The 24,749-nt window shown below is 62.7% G+C and carries 24 protein-coding genes and 1 other RNA gene; 18 read left to right on the top strand and 7 right to left on the bottom strand.

Features of this window, described 5'->3' with window-relative positions:
• Positions 1-7 precede the first annotated feature (7 nt).
• The 3 genes from ssrS to J7655_RS01930 form a co-directional block, all read right to left on the bottom strand.
• A non-coding RNA gene (gene ssrS / locus J7655_RS01920) (6S RNA) lies at positions 8-186 on the bottom strand.
• Positions 187-253: 67 nt separating this feature from the next.
• The gene (locus tag J7655_RS01925) at positions 254-559 is read right to left on the bottom strand and encodes a cell division protein ZapA (protein WP_230926323.1); all 306 of its coding nucleotides are present in this window, start codon (positions 557-559) and stop codon (positions 254-256) included.
• A complete protein-coding gene (locus tag J7655_RS01930; protein ID WP_074857487.1) occupies positions 556-765 on the bottom strand; it encodes a TIGR02449 family protein in 210 nt (69 codons plus the stop codon). The genes J7655_RS01925 and J7655_RS01930 overlap by 4 nt, the downstream gene beginning before the upstream one ends.
• Positions 766-1,113: 348 nt before the next feature.
• On the opposite strand from J7655_RS01930, the gene J7655_RS01935 reads away from it, so the two are divergent.
• The 13 genes from J7655_RS01935 (at position 1,114) to J7655_RS01995 (ending at position 12,756) form a co-directional block, all read left to right on the top strand.
• The gene (locus J7655_RS01935; RefSeq protein WP_230926324.1) at positions 1,114-1,668 is read left to right on the top strand and encodes a YecA/YgfB family protein; all 555 of its coding nucleotides are present in this window, start codon (positions 1,114-1,116) and stop codon (positions 1,666-1,668) included.
• 19 nt (positions 1,669-1,687) lie between these two features.
• Complete coding sequence (pepP, locus tag J7655_RS01940; RefSeq protein WP_230926325.1) at positions 1,688-3,022, top strand: Xaa-Pro aminopeptidase; 1,335 nt, start codon at positions 1,688-1,690, stop codon at positions 3,020-3,022.
• Positions 3,023-3,026: 4 nt separating this feature from the next.
• A complete protein-coding gene (gene ubiH / locus J7655_RS01945; protein WP_230926326.1) occupies positions 3,027-4,211 on the top strand; it encodes a 2-octaprenyl-6-methoxyphenyl hydroxylase in 1,185 nt (394 codons plus the stop codon).
• A 16-nt stretch (positions 4,212-4,227) separates the two neighbouring features.
• Entirely contained in the window at positions 4,228-5,445 is a 1,218-nt protein-coding gene (locus tag J7655_RS01950; RefSeq protein ID WP_230926327.1) for a 2-octaprenyl-3-methyl-6-methoxy-1,4-benzoquinol hydroxylase, read from the top strand.
• A gap of 111 nt (positions 5,446-5,556) precedes the next feature.
• The gene (locus J7655_RS01955) at positions 5,557-6,558 is read left to right on the top strand and encodes an extracellular solute-binding protein (RefSeq protein WP_230926328.1); all 1,002 of its coding nucleotides are present in this window, start codon (positions 5,557-5,559) and stop codon (positions 6,556-6,558) included.
• A gap of 94 nt (positions 6,559-6,652) precedes the next feature.
• Positions 6,653-8,269, top strand: a complete 1,617-nt coding sequence (locus J7655_RS01960; protein ID WP_230926329.1) for an ABC transporter permease — start codon at positions 6,653-6,655, stop codon at positions 8,267-8,269.
• Between the two features lie 268 nt (positions 8,270-8,537).
• Complete coding sequence (gcvT, locus tag J7655_RS01965; protein ID WP_230926330.1) at positions 8,538-9,635, top strand: glycine cleavage system aminomethyltransferase GcvT; 1,098 nt, start codon at positions 8,538-8,540, stop codon at positions 9,633-9,635.
• A gap of 86 nt (positions 9,636-9,721) precedes the next feature.
• A complete protein-coding gene (gene gcvH, locus J7655_RS01970; RefSeq protein WP_147810131.1) occupies positions 9,722-10,111 on the top strand; it encodes a glycine cleavage system protein GcvH in 390 nt (129 codons plus the stop codon).
• 167 nt (positions 10,112-10,278) lie between these two features.
• Positions 10,279-10,593 carry an ArsR/SmtB family transcription factor gene (locus J7655_RS01975; RefSeq protein ID WP_230926331.1) on the top strand — a complete coding sequence of 105 codons (315 nt, stop codon included), beginning with the start codon at positions 10,279-10,281 and terminating at the stop codon, positions 10,591-10,593.
• Positions 10,590-11,024, top strand: a complete 435-nt coding sequence (locus J7655_RS01980; RefSeq protein ID WP_230926332.1) for a YeeE/YedE family protein — start codon at positions 10,590-10,592, stop codon at positions 11,022-11,024. Before J7655_RS01975 ends, J7655_RS01980 begins: the two co-directional genes overlap by 4 nt.
• Before the next feature lie 2 nt (positions 11,025-11,026).
• The gene (locus tag J7655_RS01985; protein WP_230926333.1) at positions 11,027-11,446 is read left to right on the top strand and encodes a DUF6691 family protein; all 420 of its coding nucleotides are present in this window, start codon (positions 11,027-11,029) and stop codon (positions 11,444-11,446) included.
• A gap of 14 nt (positions 11,447-11,460) precedes the next feature.
• The gene (locus J7655_RS01990) at positions 11,461-11,649 is read left to right on the top strand and encodes a YgaP family membrane protein (RefSeq protein ID WP_074857615.1); all 189 of its coding nucleotides are present in this window, start codon (positions 11,461-11,463) and stop codon (positions 11,647-11,649) included.
• A gap of 117 nt (positions 11,650-11,766) precedes the next feature.
• On the top strand, positions 11,767-12,756 hold the full coding sequence (locus tag J7655_RS01995) for a cytochrome-c peroxidase (RefSeq protein ID WP_125874199.1): 990 nt from the start codon (positions 11,767-11,769) through the stop codon (positions 12,754-12,756).
• An 82-nt stretch (positions 12,757-12,838) separates the two neighbouring features.
• On the opposite strand, the gene aguA is transcribed toward J7655_RS01995, so the two are convergent.
• The 4 genes from aguA to J7655_RS02015 form a co-directional block, all read right to left on the bottom strand.
• Positions 12,839-13,936 carry an agmatine deiminase gene (aguA, locus tag J7655_RS02000; RefSeq protein ID WP_230926334.1) on the bottom strand — a complete coding sequence of 366 codons (1,098 nt, stop codon included), beginning with the start codon at positions 13,934-13,936 and terminating at the stop codon, positions 12,839-12,841.
• 70 nt (positions 13,937-14,006) lie between these two features.
• Positions 14,007-14,888, bottom strand: coding sequence for an N-carbamoylputrescine amidase (gene aguB, locus J7655_RS02005; RefSeq protein WP_230926335.1), 882 nt, complete (start codon positions 14,886-14,888; stop codon positions 14,007-14,009).
• A 295-nt stretch (positions 14,889-15,183) separates the two neighbouring features.
• Entirely contained in the window at positions 15,184-15,825 is a 642-nt protein-coding gene (locus J7655_RS02010) for a TetR/AcrR family transcriptional regulator (protein WP_230926336.1), read from the bottom strand.
• 107 nt (positions 15,826-15,932) lie between these two features.
• Positions 15,933-17,312 (bottom strand): glutamine synthetase family protein, encoded by a 1,380-nt coding sequence (locus J7655_RS02015; protein WP_230926337.1) that lies wholly within the window; start codon positions 17,310-17,312, stop codon positions 15,933-15,935.
• A gap of 798 nt (positions 17,313-18,110) precedes the next feature.
• Here J7655_RS02015 and J7655_RS02020 point away from each other — a divergent pair.
• The 5 genes from J7655_RS02020 to potA all read left to right on the top strand — a co-directional run bounded on the left by J7655_RS02020 (position 18,111) and on the right by potA (position 24,731).
• The gene (locus J7655_RS02020) at positions 18,111-19,469 is read left to right on the top strand and encodes a glutamine synthetase family protein (protein ID WP_230926338.1); all 1,359 of its coding nucleotides are present in this window, start codon (positions 18,111-18,113) and stop codon (positions 19,467-19,469) included.
• Between the two features lie 151 nt (positions 19,470-19,620).
• Entirely contained in the window at positions 19,621-20,994 is a 1,374-nt protein-coding gene (locus J7655_RS02025) for an aspartate aminotransferase family protein (RefSeq protein WP_230926339.1), read from the top strand.
• A 131-nt stretch (positions 20,995-21,125) separates the two neighbouring features.
• Positions 21,126-22,223: an extracellular solute-binding protein gene (locus J7655_RS02030; protein ID WP_230926340.1), complete on the top strand. Its 1,098-nt coding sequence runs from the start codon at positions 21,126-21,128 to the stop codon at positions 22,221-22,223.
• A gap of 208 nt (positions 22,224-22,431) precedes the next feature.
• Entirely contained in the window at positions 22,432-23,523 is a 1,092-nt protein-coding gene (locus J7655_RS02035) for a polyamine ABC transporter substrate-binding protein (RefSeq protein ID WP_230926341.1), read from the top strand.
• Positions 23,524-23,576: 53 nt separating this feature from the next.
• Complete coding sequence (potA, locus tag J7655_RS02040) at positions 23,577-24,731, top strand: polyamine ABC transporter ATP-binding protein (RefSeq protein WP_169970888.1); 1,155 nt, start codon at positions 23,577-23,579, stop codon at positions 24,729-24,731.
• Positions 24,732-24,749 lie beyond the last annotated feature (18 nt).

Consider the following 24,749-nt stretch of genomic DNA (forward strand, 5'->3'; position numbering starts at 1 on the left):
GAAATGATGACTTCCCGGCGTGCCGCTGTCGGTTTAGCCCTTGAACCCGAAAGTTCAAGGTGGAGGTTGCAGGAGGCGTTAAGGCTTTCCGTCAGGCGGACATGCACACCGGCCCCAACATGCAACCCCCGTGGTTGTGCGTATCGGCTCAGGGACATCACCGACTGGCGCACACCCCAGGAAGTTGGGCTTAGTATACCCGAACAGAGGGTGTGCGGGGCGGCCTGCGACGAACCGGCAGGCATGGAGGTGCTCAGGGCGTCGGGTCGTCGGCCAGCGCATGGTCGACACGATCGAGCAGATCGCGTACCTGCTGGCGGGTGGAGCTGGCGTCCTGATCCAGGCGCTGCTGCTTGTGCAGCAGGTCATGGGTGATGTTCAGAGCGGCCATCACCGCCACGCGGTCGGCGCCAATCACCTTGCCGCTGGTGCGGATTTCACGCATCTTGCCGTCCAGGTAGCGGGCAGCGCTTTCCAGGTTGGCGCGTTCATCCTGCGGGCAGGCGATGCAATATTCTTTGTCCAGAATGTGGACGGTCACGGTGTTCGACTGGGTCATGAGTCCTGCTCCAGGGCTTTGAGGCGCGAAATCATCGATTCGACCTTGTGCCGGGCCAATTCGTTCTTTTCGATCAGATGAGCGCGTTCCTCGCGCCAGGCCTGTTCATTCGCCAGCAGGAGTCGGTTGTGAGCCTTTAGCTGCTCGACACGCTGGATCAGCAGCTCCAGCTTGGCGGTCAATGCGTGCAAATCGGCGTCTTCCATGGGCTCTCGCTATGGGAGGGAATGGCTGGACTATATAGGCCTGTCCCGTTCAGGGCACCTCTAAAAACTACCTGCGTTGTCATCACTGCGTTAAAAACAAGCTCAAAATGTTAATTGCAACTCGTAAAGTCGAGCGCGACTCCGACCGTTTTTCGCTTGTTTTTGCCTTGTGCTGACTACCTCGCCTACGTTTTTAGATGCGCCCGTTGCGGGTCAAACCACGGTTGGCAGTGATGTGATGCTGATGACGGCATCACTCCGGCGCCTCGGATGGTCTTGGCGCGTCTGCCGGTGCTAGGATACGAGGCCTCCATTCTAGAGATTGCGCCGCCTGGCGCCTAGCTATCTATGTCGATTCCAAGCTCTCCCTACGCCGCCTTCGCCGCTCTGCTCAGCAGCGCCGGGCATCCCGTTTCCCCTGCCGAACTGCACGGCCTGTTGCTGGGTCGCAGTTGCGCGGGCGCCGGCTTCGACGCCGACGCCTGGCTGCTCGACGCGGCTGATCTGCTCGGCGGCGAGCCGCAGGACAACGTGCGCCAGGCGCTGATCGGCCTGCAGGAGATGGTCAAGGGCGAATTGTGCAGCGAGGACATCACCGTGGTGCTGCTGTTGCCCGATGACGAAGCCCCGCTGACGCAGCGCGCGGTCGCGCTGGGGCAATGGTGCCAGGGCTTTCTCGCCGGTTTCGGCTTGACCGCCCGCGACGGTGCGCTGAGCGCCGAGGCCATGGAAGTGTTGCAGGATCTCTCCGCCATCGCCCAGGTGCAGAGTGCCCTGGAAGAGTCCGAAGATGGCGAGAGCGACTACATGGAGGTCATGGAGTACCTGCGGGTGGCGCCGCTGCTGCTGTTCACCGAATGCGCCAAGCCCGCCGTGCCTGCCGCCAAACCCTCCCTGCACTGATTTTTTGCCGGAGCCTGCCGTGATCAGCATTCCCAAGTCCGAATATGCCCGTCGGCGCAAGGCGCTGATGGCGCAGATGGAACCCAACAGCATCGCCATCCTGCCGGCGGCGCCGGTGTATATCCGTAATCGTGACGTCGAGCACGTCTACCGCCAGGACAGCGACTTTCAGTACCTCACCGGTTTCCCCGAGCCGGAGGCGGTGATGGCGCTGATTCCCGGGCGCGAGCATGGCGAATATGTACTGTTCTGCCGCGAGCGTGACCCGGAGCGCGAATTGTGGGACGGCCTGCGCGCCGGCCAGGACGGTGCGATCAGTACATTCGGCGCCGATGACGCCTTCCCCATCGGCGATATCGACGACATCCTGCCGGGGCTGATCGAAGGCCGCGAGCGCGTCTACTACGCCATCGGTTGCAACCAGGAGTTCGATCATCGGCTGATGGAGTGGGTCAACCACATCCGCGCCAAGGCCCGTCAGGGCGCCACGCCGCCGAACGAGTTCGTCGCCCTCAATCACCTGTTGCACGACATGCGCCTGTACAAGTCGGCTGCCGAGGTCAAGGTGATGAAGGAGGCCGCCGAGATCAGTGCGCGTGCGCACGTGCGCGCGATGCAGGCCAGCCGCGCCGGTCTGTACGAATACCACCTGGAAGCCGAGCTGGATTACGAATTTCGCAAGGGCGGGGCGAAGATGCCGGCCTACGGCAGCATCGTCGCCGCCGGCAAAAACGCCTGCATCCTGCACTACCGCGAGAACGATGCACCGCTCAAGGACGGCGACCTGGTGCTGATCGACGCCGGCTGCGAGATCGATTGCTACGCCAGCGACATCACCCGTACCTTCCCGGTTAGCGGCCGGTTCTCCCCCGAGCAGAAGGCCATCTACGAGCTGGTGCTGGCCTCGCAGGAAGCCGCCTTCAAGGAAATCGCCCCGGGCAAGCACTGGAACGAGGCCCATGAAGCCACCGTGCGGGTGATCACTGCCGGTCTGGTCGAGCTGGGCCTGCTCGAAGGCGATGTCGACGAGCTGATCGCCAGTGAGGCCTACAAACCTTTCTATATGCACCGTGCCGGCCACTGGCTGGGCATGGACGTGCACGATGTCGGCGACTACAAGGTTGGCGGCCAGTGGCGAGTGCTGGAGCCGGGCATGGCGATGACCGTCGAGCCGGGCATCTATATCGCTCCCGACAACGACAAGGTCGCCAAGAAATGGCGCGGCATTGGTGTGCGCATCGAAGATGACGTGGTGGTGACCAGGAAGGGCTGCGAGATTCTCACCGGCGGCGTGCCCAAGACCGTCGCCGAGATCGAGGCCTTGATGGCTGCCGCACGCACCGAGGCGGCCTGAGTCCATGGCCCGTGTGAACCTGGCGATCATCGGTGGCGGTCTGGTTGGCGCCAGCCTGGCACTGGCCCTGCAGGACACAGCGCGCCAGCGCGGCTGGCGCATCGCCCTGATCGAGCCCTTCGCCCCGGGCAGCGAGTACCAGCCCAGCTACGATGCTCGCTCCACCGCGCTGTCCTACGGCAGTCGGCTGATCTATGAGCGCCTCGGCCTGTGGCAGAGCATCGCCCAACGCGCCGAGCCGATTCAGCAGATTCATGTATCCGATCGCGGCCGTTTCGGCGCCACGCGTCTGCAGGCCATCGAGGAAGGCGTGCCGGCGCTCGGCTACGTGGTGGAAAACGCCTGGATCGGCCATTGCCTTTGGCAGGCGCTGGATGTGGATGTGATCGAATGGCGTTGCCCGGCCGAGGTGGTCGGCATGCAGCGTGTCGACGACGGCTATCGCCTGAGCCTGAGCGACGAAAGCAGCCTGGATTGTGACCTGGCCATTCTCGCCGACGGCGGGCGTTCCGGCCTGCGTGAGCAGCTCGGCATCAATATCAGCAGCAAGCCGTATGGGCAGAGTGCGCTGATCGCCAACGTCAGCCCGCTGGAGGCGCATCGTGGCCAGGCTTTCGAGCGTTTCACCGATGATGGCCCGATGGCCATGCTGCCCTTGACCGACAACCGCTGCGCACTGGTCTGGACGCGTGCCGCCGCCGACGCCGAGCGCCTGCTACAGGCCAGCGAGGCAAGCTTCCTGGCTGAGTTGCAAGAGGCCTTCGGCTATCGCCTGGGTGCCTTGTGCCAGGTGGGCGCGCGGCATCTCTATCCGCTGAGCCTGGTCGAGGCGCAGGAGCAGGTGCGTGCGCATCTGGTGGTGCTGGGCAACGCCGCGCACAGCCTGCACCCCATCGCCGGCCAGGGCTACAACCTGTCGCTGCGCGATACCCTGGCGCTGGCCGAGGTGCTGATCGACAGCGAGGCACCGCTGGGCGACTTCGTCACCCTGCAGCGTTACCAGCAACGGCAGCAACTCGATCAGCGCATGACGGTCGGCTTCTCCGACCAGGTGACGCGTCTGTTCAGTAATGCGCAGCCGCTGCTGACCGCCGGGCGCAATCTGGGTTTGCTCGGCCTCGATCTGCTGCCACCGGCCAAGCGCTGGTTCGCCCGGCAGGCCATGGGCATGGGTACGCGAAGCCTCTGACAGCCAAGGAATGAATATGCGAGCGGATCTGATCATCGTCGGCGCCGGAATGGTCGGCAGCACCCTGGCCCTGGCGCTGGAGCACTGCGGCCTGGACATCCTGATCGTCGACGGCAGCCCGCTGAGCGTGGCGCCATTCGCTGCGCAGGCGCCGTTCGAGCCGCGTGTCAGCGCATTGTCGATGGCCAGCCAGCGCATTCTCGAACGTCTGGGCGTTTGGCCTGGCATTGCCGCGCGGCGTGCCTGCCCCTATGGCGAGATGCGTGTGTGGGACGGTTCCGGCACTGGCAGCATCCACTTCGCCGCCGCCAGCGTGCATGCCGAGACGCTGGGCCATATCGTCGAGAACCGCGTGGTGCAGGATGCCCTGCTCGAAAGGCTGCACGACAGCCAGATCGGTCTGTTGCCCGGTGCGCGTCTGGAGCAATTGCGCCGCTCCGGCGATGACTGGCTGCTGACTCTCACCGATGGCCGTCAACTGCGTGCGCCGCTGCTGGTGGCAGCCGATGGCGCCAACTCGGCAGTGCGTCGCCTGGCTGGTTGCGCCACGCGCGAATGGGATTACCTGCACCACGCGATCGTCACCAGCGTGCGCTGCGAGCAGCCACACCAGGCCACCGCCTGGCAGCGCTTCACTGACGACGGCCCGCTGGCCTTCCTGCCCTTGGCCGGGCCGGCTGACGAGCACTGGTGCTCGATCGTCTGGTCGACCGTACCGGCTGAGGCTGAGCGCCTGATGGCGCTGGATGATGCCGCCTTCTGTGTCGAGCTGGGCAAGGCCTTCGAGCATCGCCTGGGCCAGGTGCTACATGCCGACCGCCGTCTGTGCATTCCACTGCGTCAGCGCCATGCCAAGCGCTATGTCGAGCCGGGGCTGGCGCTGACCGGCGATGCCGCGCACAGCATTCATCCGCTGGCCGGGCAGGGGGTCAATCTGGGCTTCCTCGATGCGGCGGTGCTGGCCGAGGTGCTGCTGCATGCCGCCGAGCGCGGCGAGCGCCTCAGTGATGAGCGGGTGCTGAGCCGCTACGAGCGCCGGCGCATGCCGCATAACCTGGCGATGATGGCGGCGATGGAGGGATTCCAGCGTCTGTTCCAGGCCGACCCGCTGCCGCTGCGCCTGCTACGCAATTTCGGCCTCGACCTGGTCGATGGCCAGGCCGAGGCCAAGGCGCTGTTCGTGCGTCAGGCGCTGGGGGTATCGGGCGATCTGCCGGAGTTGGCGCGAGTCTGATACGACGCAACTTGTAATAACTGCTGCGTGTCGTCTCGCTGTTTACGTTGAGAAGGCAAATAACATTCACTACTATTCAGCCACTTTGCTCACCCACAAGAGGCTGGTCCCATGAAAGCTCGCAACGCGCTTCTCGCTGCATTCACTCTCAGCTCCCTGGCAACCGCCGTTCAGGCTGCTGATGAGGTGGTGGTCTACTCCGCCCGTATCGACGAGCTGATCAAGCCGGTATTCGATCTCTACACCGAGAAGACCGGGGTCAAGGTGAAGTTCATCACCGACAAGGAAGCCCCGCTGATCGCCCGTCTCAAGGCCGAAGGTGCCAACACCCCGGCTGACCTGCTGATCACCGTCGACGCTGGCAACCTCTGGCAGGCCGAGCAGGAAGGCGTGCTGCAGCCAACCAAGTCCGATGTGATCGACGCCAACATACCCGCCCAGTACCGCTCCAGCACCGACAGCTGGACCGGCCTGTCGCTGCGTGCACGGACCATTTTCTACTCCACCGAGCGCGTCAAGCCGGAAGAGTTGTCCACCTACGAAGCGTTGGCAGACAAGAACTGGGAAGGCCGCCTGTGCCTGCGCACCAGCAAGAAGGTCTACAACCAGTCGCTGACCGCCACCCTGATCGAAGCCCATGGCGCCGAGAAGACCGAAGAAATCGTTAAGGGTTGGGTCAACAACCTGGCTACCGACGTGTTCCCGGATGACACCGCGCTGTTGCAAGCCATCGACGCCGGTCAGTGCGACGTGGGCATCACCAACACCTACTACTATGGCCGTCTGCACAAACAGCAGCCGGATCTGAAGGTCAAGCCGTTCTGGCCGAACCAGAACGACCGTGGCGTGCACGTCAACCTGGCCGGTGCCGGTGTGACCAAGCATGCACCGCATGCCGAACAGGCCAAGAAGCTGCTGGAGTGGATGACCACCGCAGAAGCACAGAGCATCTTCGCCGGTGTTAACCAGGAGTACCCGGCCAACCCGGCGGTGAAACCGTCTGCCGAGGTGGCTTCCTGGGGCACTTTCAAGGCCGATACCGTGGCCACCGAAGTATCTGGCAAGCGCCAGGCCGAAGCGACCATGCTGATGGACCGCGCTGGCTGGCAGTAAGCGCGTAACGATCATCGACTAGCCCAGCGCTGCCGTTATACTGCGACGCCCCGCCTAGCCGGGGCGTCGTCATTTCCGTAGTCGAGGAGTCCGCGTGCCGCATCCCGTCCAGCGTCGCTGGTACCCCATCGTCCTTGCCGTCGCCGTTCTGGTGTTGATGCCGCTGTCGGTGCTGCTGCTGAGCTGGCACGACGTGGATCAGCAGATCTGGGCGCACCTGTGGCAGACGCAGATGGCACGGCTGATCGGTAATACGCTGACGCTGGTGATCGGTGTCGGCGTAGGGGTGACGCTGCTGGGCGTGAGCCTGGCCTGGCTCACCAGCCTCTGTGAGTTTCCCGGCCGGCGCTGGCTGGACTGGGCGCTGATGCTGCCTTTCGCCATTCCCGCCTACGTGCTGGCATTCGTTTTCGTTGGCCTGCTGGATTTCGCCGGCCCGGTGCAGACGCTGCTGCGCGAATGGTTCGGCAGTGGCTTGCGCCTGCCGCGCGTGCGCTCGACCGGCGGGGTGATCATCGTGTTGGTGCTGGTGTTCTATCCCTACGTCTATCTGCTCGCTCGTGGCGCCTTCCTGGCTCAGGGCAAGGGCTTGATGGAGGCGGCCCGGGTGCTCGGGCAAAGCCCCTGGCAGGCGTTCTGGCGGGTGGCGCTGCCAATGGCGCGCCCGGCCATCGGTGCTGGTCTGGCCCTTGCAATCATGGAGACTCTGGCGGATTTCGGCGCGGTGTCGGTGTTCAACTTCGACACCTTTACCACGGCGATCTACAAGACCTGGTACAGCTTCTACAGCCTGACCAGTGCCACCCAACTGGCCAGCCTGCTGCTGCTGGCCGTGGCGTTGGTGCTCTACGGCGAGCGTCGTGCCCGTGGTGCGGCGCGGCCGGCCAGCGAGCGGCCCCGTGGCCAGGCGCTGTATCACCTGCATGGCTGGAAGGCCTTCGCAGCCAGCGCCTGGTGTGGCCTGGTATTCGCCTGTGCCTTCGTCATCCCGCTGCTACAACTGCTGGCGTGGTTCTGGCAGCGCGGCCGCTTCGACCTCGACGAGCGCTATGCCGGGCTGATCCTGCATACCCTGTACCTGGGCGGCATGGCGGCACTGATCACGGTGAGCGTGGCCATGCTGCTGGCCTTTGCCCGGCGTCAGGCGCCGAATCGCGGCGTGCGTTTCGGCGTGGCGTTGGGCAACCTCGGTTATGCCCTGCCGGGGTCTGTGCTGGCGGTGGCGATCATGTTGGCCTTCAGTTTCCTTGATCGCGAGCTGGTGATTCCGCTGTCCACGGCACTGGGTGGAGCCGGCAAGCCGCTGCTGATGGGGAGCCTCACGGCGCTGCTGGTGGCCTATCTGATCCGCTTCATGGCCGTGGCATTCGGGCCGCTGGAAACCAGCTTGGCGCGGATTCGCCCATCGCTGCCGGAAGCCTCGCGCAGTCTCGGGGTTGGCGGCGTTGGCCTGTTCTTCAAGGTCTACCTGCCACTGCTGTTGCCGGGCACCCTGTCGGCTGCGTTGCTGGTCTTCGTCGATGTGCTCAAGGAAATGCCGGCGACCTTGCTGATGCGCCCGTTCGGCTGGGATACGTTGTCGGTACGCGTGTTCGAGATGACCAGCGAAGGCGAATGGGCGCGCGCCTCGTTGCCGGCGCTGACGCTGGTGCTGGTCGGCCTGTTGCCGGTGATTTTGCTGATAAGGCGCTCGGCCCGCAGCTTCGGTTGAGGCTAGCCCTTGCCAAGGGGGCGACCTTTGGTCAGATGACCCCCGCCAACCTTGCGGCTACAATGCGCGCCATTCGCGAGCCGGCCCATCCGGCAGACGTGTCGAGAAGCGTAGGCGAGGCGGCCAGTGCAAGGCGCAGCAAGGCGAAAAAGCGGAGTGTGCTTCTGCACATGAGCATTTTGAGCCTGGCTGTAACGCAGCAATGGCAACGCAGCTAGCTTCTCGGGGGTCTGAATCGCTTCGCCAAGCCCGGAAGGAGATATAACCCATGGGACAGCGCACCCCCCTCTATGACCTGCATGTGGCGTTGGGGGCCAAGATGGTGGATTTCGGCGGCTGGGACATGCCGCTGCACTATGGTTCGCAAGTCGAGGAACATCATCAGGTGCGCCGCGAGTGCGGCGTATTCGATGTCTCGCACATGTGCGTGGTGGACGTCAGTGGTGAGCAGGCGCAGGCCTACCTGCAGCGCCTGCTGGCCAATGACGTGGCGCGCCTGCAGACGCCTGGCAAGGCGCTGTACAGCGCCATGCTCAACGAGCAGGGCGGGGTGATCGATGACCTGATCGTCTACCTGACCGGCTCTTCTTCTCCGGCACCGGGCTACCGCCTGGTGCTCAATGCGGGGACTCGCGACAAGGACCTGGCCTGGATGCACGCCCAGACCGCCGAGTTCGCTGTCGAAGTGCGCGAGCGCCGCGACCTCGCGGTTTTGGCCATTCAAGGCCCCAAGGCCCGTGCCCGTGTCGCCGAGCTGGTGACCCAGGCCCGTGCCGCGCTGATTCACGAGCTCAAGCCGTTCCAGGGGCTGCCAGAGGCTGACTGGTTCATCGCGCGTACGGGTTATACCGGCGAGGATGGTCTGGAGATCGTGCTGCCGGCGGCAGAGGTGGTGTCTTTTTTCAACGATTTGGTCGGTGCCGGTATTTCGCCGATTGGCCTGGGCGCGCGTGACACCCTGCGCCTGGAAGCGGGCATGAACCTGTATGGCCAGGACATGGACGAGCAGGTCAGCCCGCTGCTCGCCAACATGGCCTGGACCATCGCCTGGGAACCCGCTGCGCGTGACTTTATCGGTCGTGTGCCGCTGGAGGCACAACGCGCCGTCGGCTGCCCGAGCAAGCTGGTCGGTCTGGTGCTGGAAGAACGTGGCGTGTTGCGTGCCCATCAGGTGGTGCGGGTGGCTGGTGTCGGCGACGGTGAGATCACCAGTGGCAGCTTCTCGCCTACGCTGAACAAGTCCATCGCCCTGGCGCGTGTACCGGCAGCCACCGGTGAGCGGGCCGAGGTGGAGATCCGTGGCAAGTGGTACCCGGTGCGTGTGGTGCAGCCGGGGTTCGTGCGTAACGGCAAAACGCTGATCTGAATGGGCCCGGTGGCGCACGGTCGCCACTGCAGCCTGCTAAATTGTCCTGGCGACCCGTTGGTCGCCATCGCCTAGAGGAATGACACATGAGCAATATCCCCGCCGATCTGCGTTATGCCGCCAGCCATGAGTGGGCGCGCCTGGAGGCCGATGGCAGCGTGACCGTAGGTATTTCCGACCACGCCCAGGAAGCGCTTGGCGACGTGGTGTTCATCGAGCTGCCGGAAGTCGGCAAGCAGCTGAACGCCGGTCAGGAGGCCGGTGTGGTGGAGTCGGTCAAGGCCGCTTCCGACATCTATGCCCCGGTTGGCGGCGAAGTGATCGCCATCAACGAAGCCCTGACGGACAGCCCGGAGAGCGTCAACAGCGACCCATACGGCAGTTGGTTCTTCAAGCTCAAGCCGAGCGCTGTCAGCGAGCTGGACAAGCTGCTCGATGCCGCAGCCTATCAGGCCGCCGCTGACGCCGACGCCTGATTCATCCGCAACACTGAGAAAACCCGCCAAGGCGGGTTTTCGCATTTCTGGCGTATGGCGCGCTGTCGTTTTCAGCCATGTAGCCCGGATGACCGTTTGTCGTATTGCCAACACTTTCAAGAAATACAATATATAATAATAGATATTGTGTTAAGTGAAGGTGTTGCATGGTCGAATCCATCGATATCCAGCAACTGCGTGCCAATGCCGACGCTGCCGGGCAGTTGCTCAAGGCGCTGGCCAATCCGGATCGTCTGTTGCTGCTCTGTCAACTGTCGCAGGGCGAGCGCAATGTCAGTGAGCTGGAGGCATTGCTCGGCATTCAACAGCCGACGTTGTCGCAACAGCTCGCCGTGCTGCGTCGTGAGGGGCTGGTGGATACTCGCCGTGACGGCAAGCAGATCTTCTACCGCATCAGCAGCCCGGCCGCGTTGGCGGTGATCGAGACGCTGTATCGGCTGTTTTGTGAGGATCGGCAATGACCATCGACTGGGTTGGATTCACGCCCTGGAGCGCCCTGGCTGGCGGCGCCCTGATCGGTCTGGCGGCCTCGCTGTTCGCGCTGCTCAATGGCCGCGTGGCTGGCATCAGCGGCCTGCTTGGCAGCCTGCTGCAGCGCGGCGCAGAAGGGCGTGGGGAAAAGGCCGCATTTCTCCTTGGTCTGCTGCTGGCGCCCTCGCTCTGGGGCGTATTCGCGGCACTGCCGCCCATTGATTTCGAGGCGGACAGCCTGGGCCTGATCGTAGCCGGGCTGCTGGTCGGTATCGGCACGCGATATGGCTCGGGCTGTACCAGTGGCCATGGCGTTTGCGGCATTTCCCGGCTGTCGCCGCGCTCGCTGCTGGCAACCCTGTGTTTCATGGCGACGGGTTTCGCCACGGTCTTTGTCCTGCGTCATCTCCTGGGAGGCTGAACATGGCCAGACTCAGTGCATTCACCTGTGGCCTGCTGTTTGGCCTGGGCTTGCTGCTGGCGGGCATGGCCGATCCGGCCAAGGTGCTGGTTTTTCTTGATCTGGCCGGTCATTGGGATCCGTCGCTGGCGCTGGTGATGATTGGCGCCATTGCTGTCGCCGCGTTGCCGTTGAGTCTGGCGCAGCGGCGTGCCCGAGCCTTGCTGGGCGGCGCCATGCAGTTGCCGACGCGTCGTGATGTCGATGCTCGCCTGATTGGCGGCAGCCTGCTGTTCGGCGTCGGTTGGGGGATTGCCGGCATCTGTCCGGGACCGGCCGTGGCCATCCTGCTGACCGGGCACTGGCAGGTGTTGCTGTTCGTCGCGGCGATGCTCGCCGGCATGCTGATCTTTACTGCGCTGGAAGGCCGGCGCGGACGTTGACCTGGAGAACCTCGATGAAAGCCAATGTTGGAACGCTCGACCGCAGTCTGCGCATCGCCGCAGGTCTGATTCTTATCGCGCTGAGTCTTGCCGGTGTCATCGGTCTGTGGGGTTGGATCGGTGTGGTGCCACTGGCGACCGGCATCTTCCGTTTCTGCCCGGCGTATCCATTGCTGGGTATCAACACCTGCAAAATGAAATGAAACATATCCACTGAGGCGAGATGCGCATGCGACTTGATGCAGATCAAGTCGCCCCGGGTGTGCGCTGGGCATGGTCGAGACATAACCTGAACAGCCAATACCTGAGGAGATACACACATGCGCACTCTGACCCTGCTGGCCGGATTGTGTTTGGGCGCCAGCGCCTGGGCCAATCTACCGGCCAATGAACCCGTCGAGCCGATCGCACCGGCCGAGATCACTGATCCGGCCAAGGTGGAGCTGGGCAAGCAGCTCTTCTTCGACCCGCGCCTGTCGCGCTCGGGGTTCATTTCTTGCAACTCCTGCCACAACCTGTCGATGGGGGGCAGCGACAACCTGCCGAGCTCAATCGGCCACAACTGGCAGCAAGGGCCGATCAATTCACCGACCGTGCTCAATTCCAGTCTCAACCTCGCGCAGTTCTGGGATGGCCGCGCCGCCGACCTCAAGGAACAGGCCGCCGGCCCTATCGCCAACCCGATGGAAATGGCCTTTACCCACATTCTCGCCGTCGACGTGCTGCGCTCGATCCCGCAATACCGCGAGTCGTTCAAGGCCGTGTACAAAACCGACGAGATCACCCTGGACGAAGTGACCGATGCTATCGCCGAGTTCGAGAAGACCCTGGTCACGCCCAACTCGCGTTTCGACCTGTGGCTCAAGGGGGATGCTGAGGCCATCACCAAGACCGAGCTGGAAGGTTACGAGCTGTTCAAGTCCATCGGCTGCGTGGCTTGCCACAACGGCCCGGCGCTGGGCGGCAACTCGTTCCAGAAGATGGGCCTGGTAGAACCCTATGAAACCAGCAACCCCGCCGAAGGCGTTGCCGGTCTGACTGGCAAGGATGCCGACCGCTTCAAGTTCAAGGTGCCGACCCTGCGCAACGTCGAACTGACCTATCCCTACTTCCACGACGGTGCCTACTGGAAGCTGGAAGAGTCGGTGGACATCATGGCGCGCCTGCAGCTCGGCCGGCAGCTGAGCGAAGGCGATATTGGCAAGATCACCGCCTTCCTCAAGACCCTGACCGGCGAGCAGCCGAGTTTTGCCCTACCGATCCTGCCGCCGTCGAACAACGATACGCCAAGGCCGCAGCCGTTCGAGTGAGCAGGCTGTAACGATAACGCCCGGCATATGCCGGGCGTTATCGTTTCGTGGGCGGCGAGTGACTCCCGCCGGAGTTGGCGCGCTAGCCTTTGGGTTGTTGCTGGGTGATGCAATGGATATTGCCGCCGCCGAGTAGAATCTCGCGGCCCGGCACCATCACCACGCGATGCTCGGGGAACACGCGCTCCAGGATGGCGTGCGCCTCTTCGTCCTTCGGGTCATCGAAGCTGGGCGCGACGATGCCGCCGTTGACGATGAGGAAGTTGACGTAGGAACCGGCCAGGCGCACCTCCGGGCTGCGCTCCTGGCTGCCTTCGACCATGTCGACGCCGGCGCACTCCTCGGCAGTGGCGTGCAGTGGGCCCGGGATCGGCATCTTGTGCACGGTCAGCTGACGACCTTTGGCGTCGCGCGCGCTTTCCAGCACGCGCATGGCGGCCTGACAGCGCGGGTAGTTGGGATCGTTCTGATCATCGGTCCAGGCCAGCAGCACTTCACCCGGACGTACGTAGCAGCAGAAGTTGTCGACGTGGCCATCGGTCTCGTCGTTGTACAGGCCGTCCGGCAGCCAGATCACCGTGTCGATGGCCAGGTGCTCGTGCAGCACAGCCTCGATCTCTTCACGCGACAGGTGCGGGTTGCGGTTGCGGTTCAGCAGGCACTCTTCGGTGGTGATCAGGGTGCCTTCGCCGTCGACATGGATCGAGCCGCCTTCGAGCACGAACCCTTCGGTGCGGTAGCGCTTGCAGCCTTCGATCTCAAGGATCTTGCGCGCCACCTGATCATCACGCAGCCAGGGCCAGTACAGGCCGCCGTCGAAGCCGCCCCAGGCGTTGAAGGCCCAGTCCACGCCGCGCACGTCGCCGCTGTCGTTGATCACGAAGGTCGGCCCGGTATCGCGTACCCAGGCATCGTCGGTGGTGATTTCCACCAGGCGGATGTTGTCATCGTCCAGGCGGGCGCGGGCGTTTTCATACTGCGCGGCGCTGACGCAGACGGTCACCGGCTCGAACTGGGCGATGGCCTTGGCCACGGCGGTGAAGGCCGCCTGCGCCGGCTTGCCGCCGTTGCGCCAGTTGTCCGGACGCTCGGGCCAGACCATCCAGGTCTGGCTGTGCGGCGCCCATTCGGCGGGCATATGGAAACCATCGGCGCGTGGTGTGGTGTTCAGCGTGGTCATGTTTCACCTGTAGCCCGGATGCAATCCGGGGAGTCGTGAGAAAAAGCCCCGGATTGCATCCGGGCTACGTTCATTCGGACAGGCTTTCGCCATCGAGCGTGGAAAGCGGCCAGTATAGGTTCGGCCGGCGGTCGCGGAACACACCCCAGGCGGTACGCACCTTCTCCAGCTCGGTCAGATCGAAGCTGTGCACCAGCACGCCTTCCTCGGTCTGGTTCAGCTCCTCGACCTTCTCGCCGAACTGGTCGGCGATGAACGAACTGCCGTAGAAGGTGATGGCGTAGCCGTCCTGTTCCTCGCGGCCGATGCGGTTGCTTGCCACCAGCGGCATCAGGTTGGCGCCGGCATGGCCCTGCTGTACGCGCTGCCAGTGCTCGCGTGAATTGATGCTGGCGTCGTGCGGTTCGCTGCCGATGGCGGTGGGGTAGAAGAGGATTTCCGCGCCCATCAGCGCCATGCTGCGTGCGCACTCCGGGAACCACTGATCCCAGCAGATGCCCACGCCGATGCGCGCATAGGCGGTATCCCAGACCTTGAAGCCGGTATCGCCCGGGTTGAAGTAGTACTTCTCGTGATAGCCGGGGCCGTCGGGGATATGGCTTTTCCGATAAATCCCGAGGTTCGTGCCGTCGGCATCGAGGATGGTGATGCTGTTGAAACGGGCGCGACCGGCGCGCTCGAAGAAGCTGATCGGCAGCACCACCTTCAGTTCCGCCGCGACCTTGCTGAAGTGCGCAATGGCCGGGTTGTCCTCGACCGTGGTGGCCAGCTGGGTGTAGTCGGCATTGGGCTTCTGGCAGAAGTAGGGTGTCTCGAACAGCTCCTGAATCAGGATGATCTGCGCGCCCTGGGCTGCCGCTTGACGCACCAGCTTCTCGGCATTGGCGATGTTCGCAGGAGTATCCCAGGAGCAGGCCATCTGGGTCGCGGCAACGGTGACGATACGGGACATAAAGCACCTCTTGGAGTGATATGAGGCCTGATATCGGCCTGCGCGGGGCGCCATGGTGGAAGTTCGACCAAGGCTGGATGGTCGATTTATATTCGATAAAAATCGAATATGAAAGTGGTATTTGATCTTGAAAGCCAAAGTTAGCAGATTTTTATCGAATAAATATCTGCGTTTGGTCGGGTTCGGGCGCGGGCTCATCCGCGACGTATAGCGGGCCGGCAGCAGACTTATTTGTGACAGAGGGTGGGGCGCGAACCGGCGGTGTCAGGTTTGTTAAGGCGCAGGCTGGGGGAAATCAGGCCAACGGCTCGGGGCGCTTGGGCAGGGCGGGCGGGAGGTACAGGCCGAGGTAGGCATCGAACACGCGCATGCCTTCTTCGGCCAGGCGCGGGGTGATGTGGCCGTGCAACTGCACGGAACGCGCATAAACACGATCACCCAGCGACATCGCCAGGTTGAAAACGTCGATATCCTTCGGCAATTGCGGCAGGGGGAAGTGACGATCGAACAGTGCATGCATCAATCGGCCCAATTCCAGGTCGTGCTGCTGATCGGCCTGAGTCACTTCGGCCAGGCCGTGCTGTGCCAGGATCAGTTGGCGCGCTGCAGCATCCTCGGCATAGATGGCCAGCATGCGCTGCTCGATCAGGCGCGAGAGGTCGTGCCAGCTACGCAGGGCAGTGTGATCGATCGGCTGCTGCAGGCTGGCGCGAAAGGCTGCATGCACGTCGGCGGTCAGCCCTTCGAGCAGGGCCGGTACGCTGGCGAAGAAATGGTAGATCGACGAGGGCGGGATGCCGGCGCGTTCAGCCACTGTGTAGATCGACAGGGTGGCCATGCCTTGCTCGGCCAGCAGCTCGCGCGCTGCCGTGAGGATCTGGACGATCCTCGCCTGGCTGCTGGCGCGGGGTTTGCGCGGGCTGGCAGTGCGCGACATGAACAAGCTCCTCGGTTGTGAGGCGCTATTGGACGTCAGGCGCGGTCACTTGGGCAAGCAGGCTGAGCCGCCCGGCACTCTTGAGCGGGTGTGGGCGGCTTCTGCGCTTACACGGTATGCAGGTACCAGTTGTACTCGAGGTCGGAGATGGTGGTCTCGAACTCTTGCAGCTCGGCTTCCTTGCAGGCGACGAAGATGTCGATGTACTTCGAGTCGATGTACTTGTTCATCACCTCGCTGTCGTCCAGCTCGCGCAGGGCGTCACGCAGGTTGTTCGGCAGGCTGGGCTCGAGCTGCTCGTAAGAGTTGCCTTCGATCGGCTCGCCCGGCTCGATCTGGTTGGTCAGGCCGTGGTGGATACCGGCGAGGATCGACGCCAGCATCAGGTAGGGGTTGGCGTCGGCGCCGGCTACGCGGTGTTCGATGCGCACGGCATCCGGACTGCCGGTGGGGATGCGAACGGCCACGGTGCGGTTGTCCAGTGCCCAGCTCGGTGCGTTGGGCACGTAGAACTGCGCGCCGAAGCGGCGGTAGGAGTTGACGTTGGGGCAGAGGAAGGCCATCGACGCGGCCATGGTGTCGAGAATGCCGCCCACGGCATGGCGCAGCGAGCTGTTCTGCAGCGGATCGTCGGCGGCGAAGATGTTCTTGCCGGTCTTCTTGTCCAGCAGCGAGATGTGCACGTGCAGACCGTTGCCCGCCTGGCCCGGGTAGGGCTTGGCCATGAAGGTGGAATCCATCTCATGGTCGTAGGCGATGTTCTTGATCAGGCGCTTGAGCAGTAGCGCATAGTCGCAGGCCTTGATGGCGTCTTCGACGTGATGCAGGTTGACCTCGAACTGTGCCGGGGCGCTTTCCTTGACGATGGCGTCGGCCGGGATGTCCTGTTCCTTGGCGGCTTCGAGCATGTCCTGCAGGCAGTCGACGTACTCGTCGAGGTCGTCGATCAGATAGACCTGGGTGGAATGCGGGCGCTTGCCGGAGATCGGCGAGCGCGGCGGCTGTGGGCGGCCGTTCACGTTCTCCTGGTCGATCAGGTAGAACTCCAGTTCGAAGGCTGCGCAGATGCGCAGGCCCAGTTCGTCGAACTTCTGCACCACCTGGCGCAATACCTCGCGTGGGTCGGCGAAGAAAGGCGTGCCGTCCAGCTCGTGCATGGTCATCAGCAGTTGCGCGGTCGGGCGCTTCTGCCAGGGTTCGTTGCACAGGGTATTGGGGATGGGGAAGCAAATACGGTCGGCGTCGCCGATGTCCAGGCCGAGGCCGGTGCTTTCGACGGTGGAGCCGTTGATGTCCAGGGCAAAGAGCGAGGCCGGCAGGTTGATACCTTTCTCGTACACCTTGTGCAGGGCATTGCGGTCGATGCGCTTGCCGCGCACCACACCATTCATATCTGCAATAAGAAGGTCGACGAACTGGACCTCGGGATGTTCCTTGAGGAACGCGTTCGCTTCATTGAGCTGAACGGCACGCGGGGGTACCGACATGATGCAACACCTTTTTGTTAAATATATCAATCATGCGACTGCATGGGTGTGAGTCAATCCGAAACGCACTTTACTGTCAAGCTGGCCCCGTCGTGCCCTGCGTTGGAGCATCATGGCCATTTTTGGGGCATTTCAGAGCCTTTCAGTGCGCCTCGGAGGCTGAGCGGCCGGGCTGCTCAGTGGGGTGTGTTCAATTTTTTACAGAGCTATTGTGTAAAAAAATGAACAAAGCTAAGCTCGGCTCAAACCCACTAACAGCAATAATACGGGTGCCCCATGTTTTGCCTGCCGACCACCGGCGTCAGCGTTTGTAGCAGTGTCACGGGTTTTGCCAATGCCTTGCGCGGCCTCGAAATGAGTGTGCGCAAGCGGCGAGCTACCCGTACCAGTGCGCCTCGCCAGGGTGTGACGTCGCAGTCTTGCCTTTTCGCCCTTGCAGCGCCGCTCGGCCTGCCTGATCGGGCTTTCTCTCCGTTCGATAACCTGCACGATAGCGCACACGACGCCATGGCGCGCCCCTGTCGGCCGCCTGTGCGGGCCAGTGCGACGCCTGCTGCATGTACCGAAGCTGTCGCATGCCCGCCATTGCGCGCGTCAGAGGCATTGCTGCAACTGTCCAAGGAGGCGCAGTTTTCTTTGCCTGGTATGCAAACTCGGGTGTCGGAGGTGCTCTGCCCCTAGTAGCATCCACCCGAATATCTCGTCTTCTTCCAGGCCTTTGGTGAGGCTTGCAGGGGGAAGGCGGTGCAACGCTGAACCGGCTATACATCTAGTAGGTTCTACAACCCTGAGGTCTCTATGAGTACCAAGTTAGACCAGCTCACGAGCTGGCTGAAAGAACGCAAAATCACCGAAGTCGAATGCCTGATCAGCGACCTGACCGGCATTGCCCGTGGCAAGATCTCGCCGACCAACAAGTTTCTCGACGAGAAGGGCATGCGCCTGCCCGAGAGCGTGCTGCTGCAGACCGTTACGGGCGATTACGTCGAGGACGACATCTATTACGAGTTGCTCGACGAGGCGGATATCGACATGTTCTGCCGTCCGGACGCCAACGCTGTCTTCGTCGTGCCCTGGGCCATCGAGCCCACCGCCATGGTGATTCACGACACCTTCGACAAGCAGGGCAACCCCATCGAGCTGTCGCCGCGCAACATCCTCAAGAAAGTGCTGCAGATGTACGCCGACAAGGGTTGGAAGCCCATCGTCGCACCGGAAATGGAGTTCTACCTGACCAAGCGCAACAGCGACCCGGACTTCCCTCTGGTGGCGCCGGTTGGGCGTTCCGGCAGGCCGGAAACCGGTCGTCAGAGCTTCTCCATCGACGCGGCGAACGAGTTCGACCCGCTGTTCGAAGACATGTACGACTGGTGCGAGCTGCAAGGCCTGGATCTGGATACCCTGATCCACGAAGAAGGCCCGGCGCAGATGGAAATCAACTTCCGTCATGGCGATGCCTTGCACCTGGCCGACCAGATTCTGGTGTTCAAGCGCACCATGCGTGAGGCCGCGCTCAAGCATGATGTGGCAGCCACCTTCATGGCCAAGCCGATCACCGACGAGCCGGGCAGCGCCATGCATATTCACCAGAGCGTGGTTGATCTGAAGACTGGCAAGAACATCTTCTCCAACGACGACGGCACCATGAGCGAGCTGTTCCTGCACCACATCGGTGGCCTGCAGAAGTACATCCCCGAGCTGTTGCCGCTGTTCGCGCCGAACGTCAACTCGTTCCGCCGCTTCCTGCCCGATACCTCGGCGCCGGTGAACGTGGAATGGGGCGAGGAGAATCGCACCGTGGGCCTGCGCGTGCCGGAGGCCAGCCCGCAGAACCGCCGTGTGGAAAACCGCCTGGCCGGGGCCGATGCCAACCCTTACCTGGTGCTGGCGGCGACGCTGCTGTGCGGCTACATGGGCATGGTCGGCGGGGTCAAGCCCGGTGCGCCGGTCAAGGGGCGTGGTTACGAGCGGCGCAACCTGCGCCTGCCGGTGACCATCGAAAGTGCCCTGGAACGCATGGAAGCCTGCAAGGACGCCGAGAAATTCCTCGGCGAGAAATTCATCCGTGGCTATGTCGCGGTCAAGCGTGCCGAGCACGAGAACTTCAAGCGGGTGATCAGTTCCTGGGAGCGCGAGTTCCTGTTGTTGTCGGTTTAGTCCGGCGCAGCTGTAGGGTGGGCTTTAGCCCACCATTGCAGGCCGACTCGGTGGGCTGAAGCCCACCCTACTTGAGCGCGCTGAAGCGGATCGCCGCCCGGCCCACCCTACAGCGCCGCGAGCCGGCAGGGCCAACAGATAAGGTGTGGTAATGAGCAAGCAAGCGAACAATCCCAAGACTGCGCACTGGCAGGCGCTGAGCCAGGCCCATCACCTGGCGCCGTTCAGTGATTACAGGCAGCTGGCCGAAAAAGGCCCGCGCATCATCACTGAAGCGAAAGGTGTGCACCTGTGGGACAGCGAGGGCAACAAGATCCTCGATGGCATGGCTGGCCTGTGGTGCGTGGCCGTCGGCTATGGCCGCGAGGAACTGGTCGCGGCTGCTTCCAAACAGATGTTGCAGCTGCCGTTCTACAACACCTTCTTCCAGACCGCCCACCCGCCGGTGCTGGAGCTGGCCCACGCCATTTCCCAGCTGGCGCCGGCTGGCATGAACCACGTGTTCTTCACCGGTTCGGGTTCGGAAGGCAACGACACCATGCTGCGCCTGGTACGCCACTACTGGGTATGCAAAGGCCAACCGCAGAAGAAGATCATCATCGGCCGCGACAACGGCTACCACGGCTCCACCGTGGCCGGCGCCAGCCTCGGCGGCATGAAGTTCATGCACGAGCAGGGCGACCTGCCGATTCCGGGCATTGCCCATATCCCGCAGCCGTACTGGTTTGGTGAAGGCGGTGACATGAGCCCGGAAGCCTTCGGTATCTGGGCGGCTGACCAGTTGGAGAAGAAGATTCTCGAACTGGGCGAGGAAAACGTGGCGGCCTTTATCGCTGAGCCGATCCAGGGTGCCGGCGGTGTGATCATCCCGCCGGACACCTACTGGCCGCGCATCAAGGAAATCCTTGCCAAGTACGACATTCTCTTCGTCGCCGACGAAGTGATCTGCGGTTTCGGTCGTACCGGCGAGTGGTTTGGCAGCCAGTATTACGATTTGCAACCTGACCTGATGACCATCGCCAAAGGCCTCACCAGCGGTTATGTGCCGATGGGCGGGTTGATCGTCAGCGACAAGGTGTTCGCGGTGATCGAGGCGCACGGCGACTTCAACCACGGCTTCACCTACTCCGGTCACCCGGTGGCGGCAGCGGTGGGGCTGGAGAACCTGCGCATTCTCAAGGAAGAAGGCATCGTCGAGCGGGTAAAAGCGCAAACGGCACCGTATTTGCAGAGTCGTTTGCGTGAGCTGGCGGATCACCCGCTGGTGGGCGAGGTACGCGGTATCGGCATGCTCGGCGCCATCGAACTGGTGCAGGACAAGGCCAGCCGCAAGCGTTACCCGAGTGACGTGGCTGCCGGCATGGTCTGTCGCGGACACTGCTTTAATAACGGTCTGATCATGCGCGCCGTGGGCGACACCATGATCATTGCGCCGCCGCTGGTGATCAGCACGGCAGAGATAGACGAACTACTGGAAAAAGCACGCAAGTGCCTGGATCTGACCTTGCGTGACCTGTCGGTCTGAACGACCGCAGTCACGGAAAGTTGTCAGCGGTGCCATGACCTTGCCAGACTGCGCCAGAGTGCGTGAGCCGCTGTGATGACAATGGCTTGCGCGACCTCTGGACTACCGACACAACAACAGGAGCTGTACGCATGAAAACATTCGGCAAGACCCTTCTCGCGTTGTCCCTGACCGCAGCCGTGGCAGGCGCTGCTCAGGCTGACGACAAAGTGCTGCATGTCTACAACTGGAGCGATTACATCGCCGAAGACACCCTGGCCAATTTCGAGAAGGAAACCGGCATCAAGGTCGTCTACGACGTCTTCGACAGCAACGAAGTGCTGGAAGCCAAGTTGCTCGCCGGCAGCTCCGGTTACGACGTCGTCGTGCCCTCCAACCCGTTCCTGGCCAAGCAGATCAAGGCCGGCGTGTTCCAGAAGCTGGACAAGTCCAAGCTGCCGAACTGGTCGAACCTGGACAAGGATCTACTCAAGGCGCTGGAGCCGAGCGATCCGGGCAACCAGTACTCGATTCCCTACATGTGGGGCACCATCGGCATCGGCTACAACGTCGAGAAGGTCAAGGCCGTGCTCGGCGAAGACGCGCCGGTCGACTCCTGGGACCTGGTGTTCAAGCCGGAGAACATGGAGAAGCTGAAGTCGTGCGGCGTGTCCTTCCTCGACTCGCCGACCGAGATTCTGCCGGCTGCGCTGCACTACCTGGGCTATGCCCCGGACAGCAGCAAGGCTGACGAGCTGAAGAAGGCCGAGGAGCTGTTCCTCTCCATCCGTCCTTCGGTGGCCTACTTCCACAGCTCCAAGTACATCTCCGACCTGGCCAACGGCAACATTTGCGTCGCCATCGGCTATTCGGGCGATATCTACCAGAGCAAGGCGCGCGCCGAGGAAGCGAAGAACGGCGTACAGGTCGGTTACAACATTCCGAAAGAGGGCGCCGGTTCCTTCTTCGACATGCTCGCCGTACCGGCTGATGCCAAGAATGTTGAGGCCGCCCACGTCTTCCTCAACTACCTGATGGAGCCAGCGGTGATGGCCAACATCACCAACTACGTGCAATTCCCCAACGGCAACGCCGCAGCCACGCCGCTGGTGGATGAAGCACTGCGTACCGACCCGGGCGTATACCCGACGCCGGAAGTGCTGAAGAAGATCTACACCTTCCCGGACCTGGCGCCGGCGGTGCAGCGCAACATGACCCGCAGCTGGACCAAGATCAAGTCCGGTCGCTGATCGCAGCAGTACAGGCCTGGCGGGTATTGCCCGCCAGGCCATCCAGCAATACCTGATCGGCCATGCTGATGGCCATTGATGTGCGCGTGTTCGGGCCGAGAGCCTTCAGCGTTGATGCTGCAGCTCGATCTGGCAGTCGCTGATTCCCAACGCGTTTTCCTATAAAGTGCCGCGCTTTTTGGCGGCGCACCAAAGCGAGGATGAAACTGTGCGAGTAACCCTGCCCAAGACTCTGATCGCCCTGGCAGCCGCTACCCTGAGTGGAGCCGCATTGGCCCAGCAGACCGTGCACATCTACAACTGGAGCGATTACATCGGCGAAGAGACGCTCGCCAAGTTCGAGGCGAAAACCGCTATCAAGCCGATCTACGACGTCTTCGACTCCAATGAAACCCTCGAAGGTAAACTGCTCGCCGGCCGCAGTGGCTACGACGTGGTGGTACCTTCCAACCATTTTCTCGGCAAGCAGATTCGTGCCGGCGCCTTCCAGGCGCTCGACCGTTCGCGCCTGCCGAACTGGAGCAACCTGGATCCGGCACTGCTCAAGCAGCTGGAGACCAACGACCCCGGCAATCAGTACGCCGTGCCCTATCTGTGGGGTACCAACGGCATCGGCTACAACGTCGACAAGATCAATAGCGTACTCGGCGTCGACCAGATCGACTCCTGGGCGGTGCTGTTCGAGCCGGAAAACATCAAGAAACTCAGTCAGTGCGGCGTCGCCTTCCTCGATTCGGGCGATGAAATGATCCCGGCCATGCTCAACTACCTCGGCCTGGACCCCAACAGCACCAACCCCGACGATTACGCCAAGGCCGAGGCCAAGCTGCTGGAAGTGCGTCCCTACGTCACCTACTTCCACAGCTCCAAGTACATCGGCGACCTGGCCAATGGCAACATCTGCATCGCAGCCGGTTTCTCTGGCGACGTGCTGCAGGCTGCCGACCGTGCCGACGAGGCAGGCAAGGGCATCGACATCGCCTACGTGATTCCCAAGGAAGGCGCCAACCTCTGGTTCGACATGATGGCCATCCCTGCCGACTCGGCCAATGCCGAGCAGGCGCATGCCTTCATCAACTTCCTGCTCGAGCCCGAGGTGATCGCCGAAGTCAGCGACTACGTCGGCTATGCCAACCCCAATACCAAGGCGGACGCGTTCATGGACGAGGACGTGCGTAACGATCCGTCCGTTTATCCGCCACAAGCAGTATTGGACAAACTGTACATCTCCGCTGAATTGCCAGCACGAGTCGAGCGCCTCAAGACCCGTACCTGGACCAAGGTCAAGTCGGGTCAGTAATCGTTCCTGCCCGGCCGCAGGGCCGGGCACAATCTTCCGGGAGTTTTCCAATAATGGCTGTTGCCTCCAGCGCCTACAAAAAAGCCCTCGAGGGAGATCAGACACCGAAAGAGGTGCTGGTCAAGATCGATCGGGTGACTAAGAAATTCGACGAGACCGTGGCCGTTGACGATGTCTCGCTGACCATCAACAAGGGTGAGATCTTCGCCCTGCTCGGTGGTTCCGGCTCGGGCAAGTCGACCCTGCTGCGCATGCTCGCCGGTTTCGAGCGGCCGACCGAAGGGCGCATCATCCTCGATGGTGTCGACATCACCGACATGCCGCCGTACCAGCGGCCGATCAACATGATGTTCCAGTCCTATGCGCTGTTCCCGCACATGACCGTGGCGCAGAACATCGCCTTCGGCCTGCAGCAGGACAAGCTGCCCAAGGCCGAGATCGACGAGCGCGTGGCCGAAATGCTCAAGCTGGTGCACATGACCCAGTACGCCAAACGCAAGCCGCACCAGCTCTCCGGCGGTCAGCGTCAGCGCGTGGCCCTGGCCCGCTCGCTGGCCAAGCGCCCGAAACTGCTGCTGCTCGATGAGCCGATGGGCGCGTTGGACAAGAAGCTGCGTTCGCAGATGCAGCTGGAGCTGGTGGAAATCATCGAGCGCGTCGGCGTGACCTGCGTAATGGTGACCCACGACCAGGAAGAGGCCATGACCATGGCCCAGCGCATCGCCATCATGCACCTGGGCTGGATCGCCCAGACCGGTAGCCCGATCGATATCTACGAGACGCCGACCAGCCGCCTGGTGTGCGAATTCATTGGCAGCGTCAACCTGTTCGACGGGCAGATCACCAGTGACGAGGCCGACCACGCGATCATCGACTGCCCGCACCTGGACAAGCCCATCTACATCGGTCATGGCGTCAGTACCCGCGCCGAGAACAAGTCCGTCAGCTACGCCCTGCGCCCGGAAAAGCTGCTGATGGCCACCGCCTTGCCGGATGACCACGAACACCCCGAGTACAACTGGAGCCGTGGCCACGTGCATGACATCGCCTACCTCGGCGGTCACTCGGTGTACTACGTCAAGCTCACTTCCGGTCAGGTGGTGCAGTGCTTCATTGCCAACGCCGAGCGCCGTGGCAAGCGTCCGACCTGGGACGATCCGGTGGTGGTGTACTGGGAAGACGACAGCGGCGTGGTACTGCAATCATGAAACTGGCCAAACTCTCGC

The organism is Pseudomonas wenzhouensis (genome assembly GCF_021029445.1).
GTDB classification, from domain to species: Bacteria; Pseudomonadota; Gammaproteobacteria; order Pseudomonadales; family Pseudomonadaceae; genus Aquipseudomonas; species Aquipseudomonas wenzhouensis.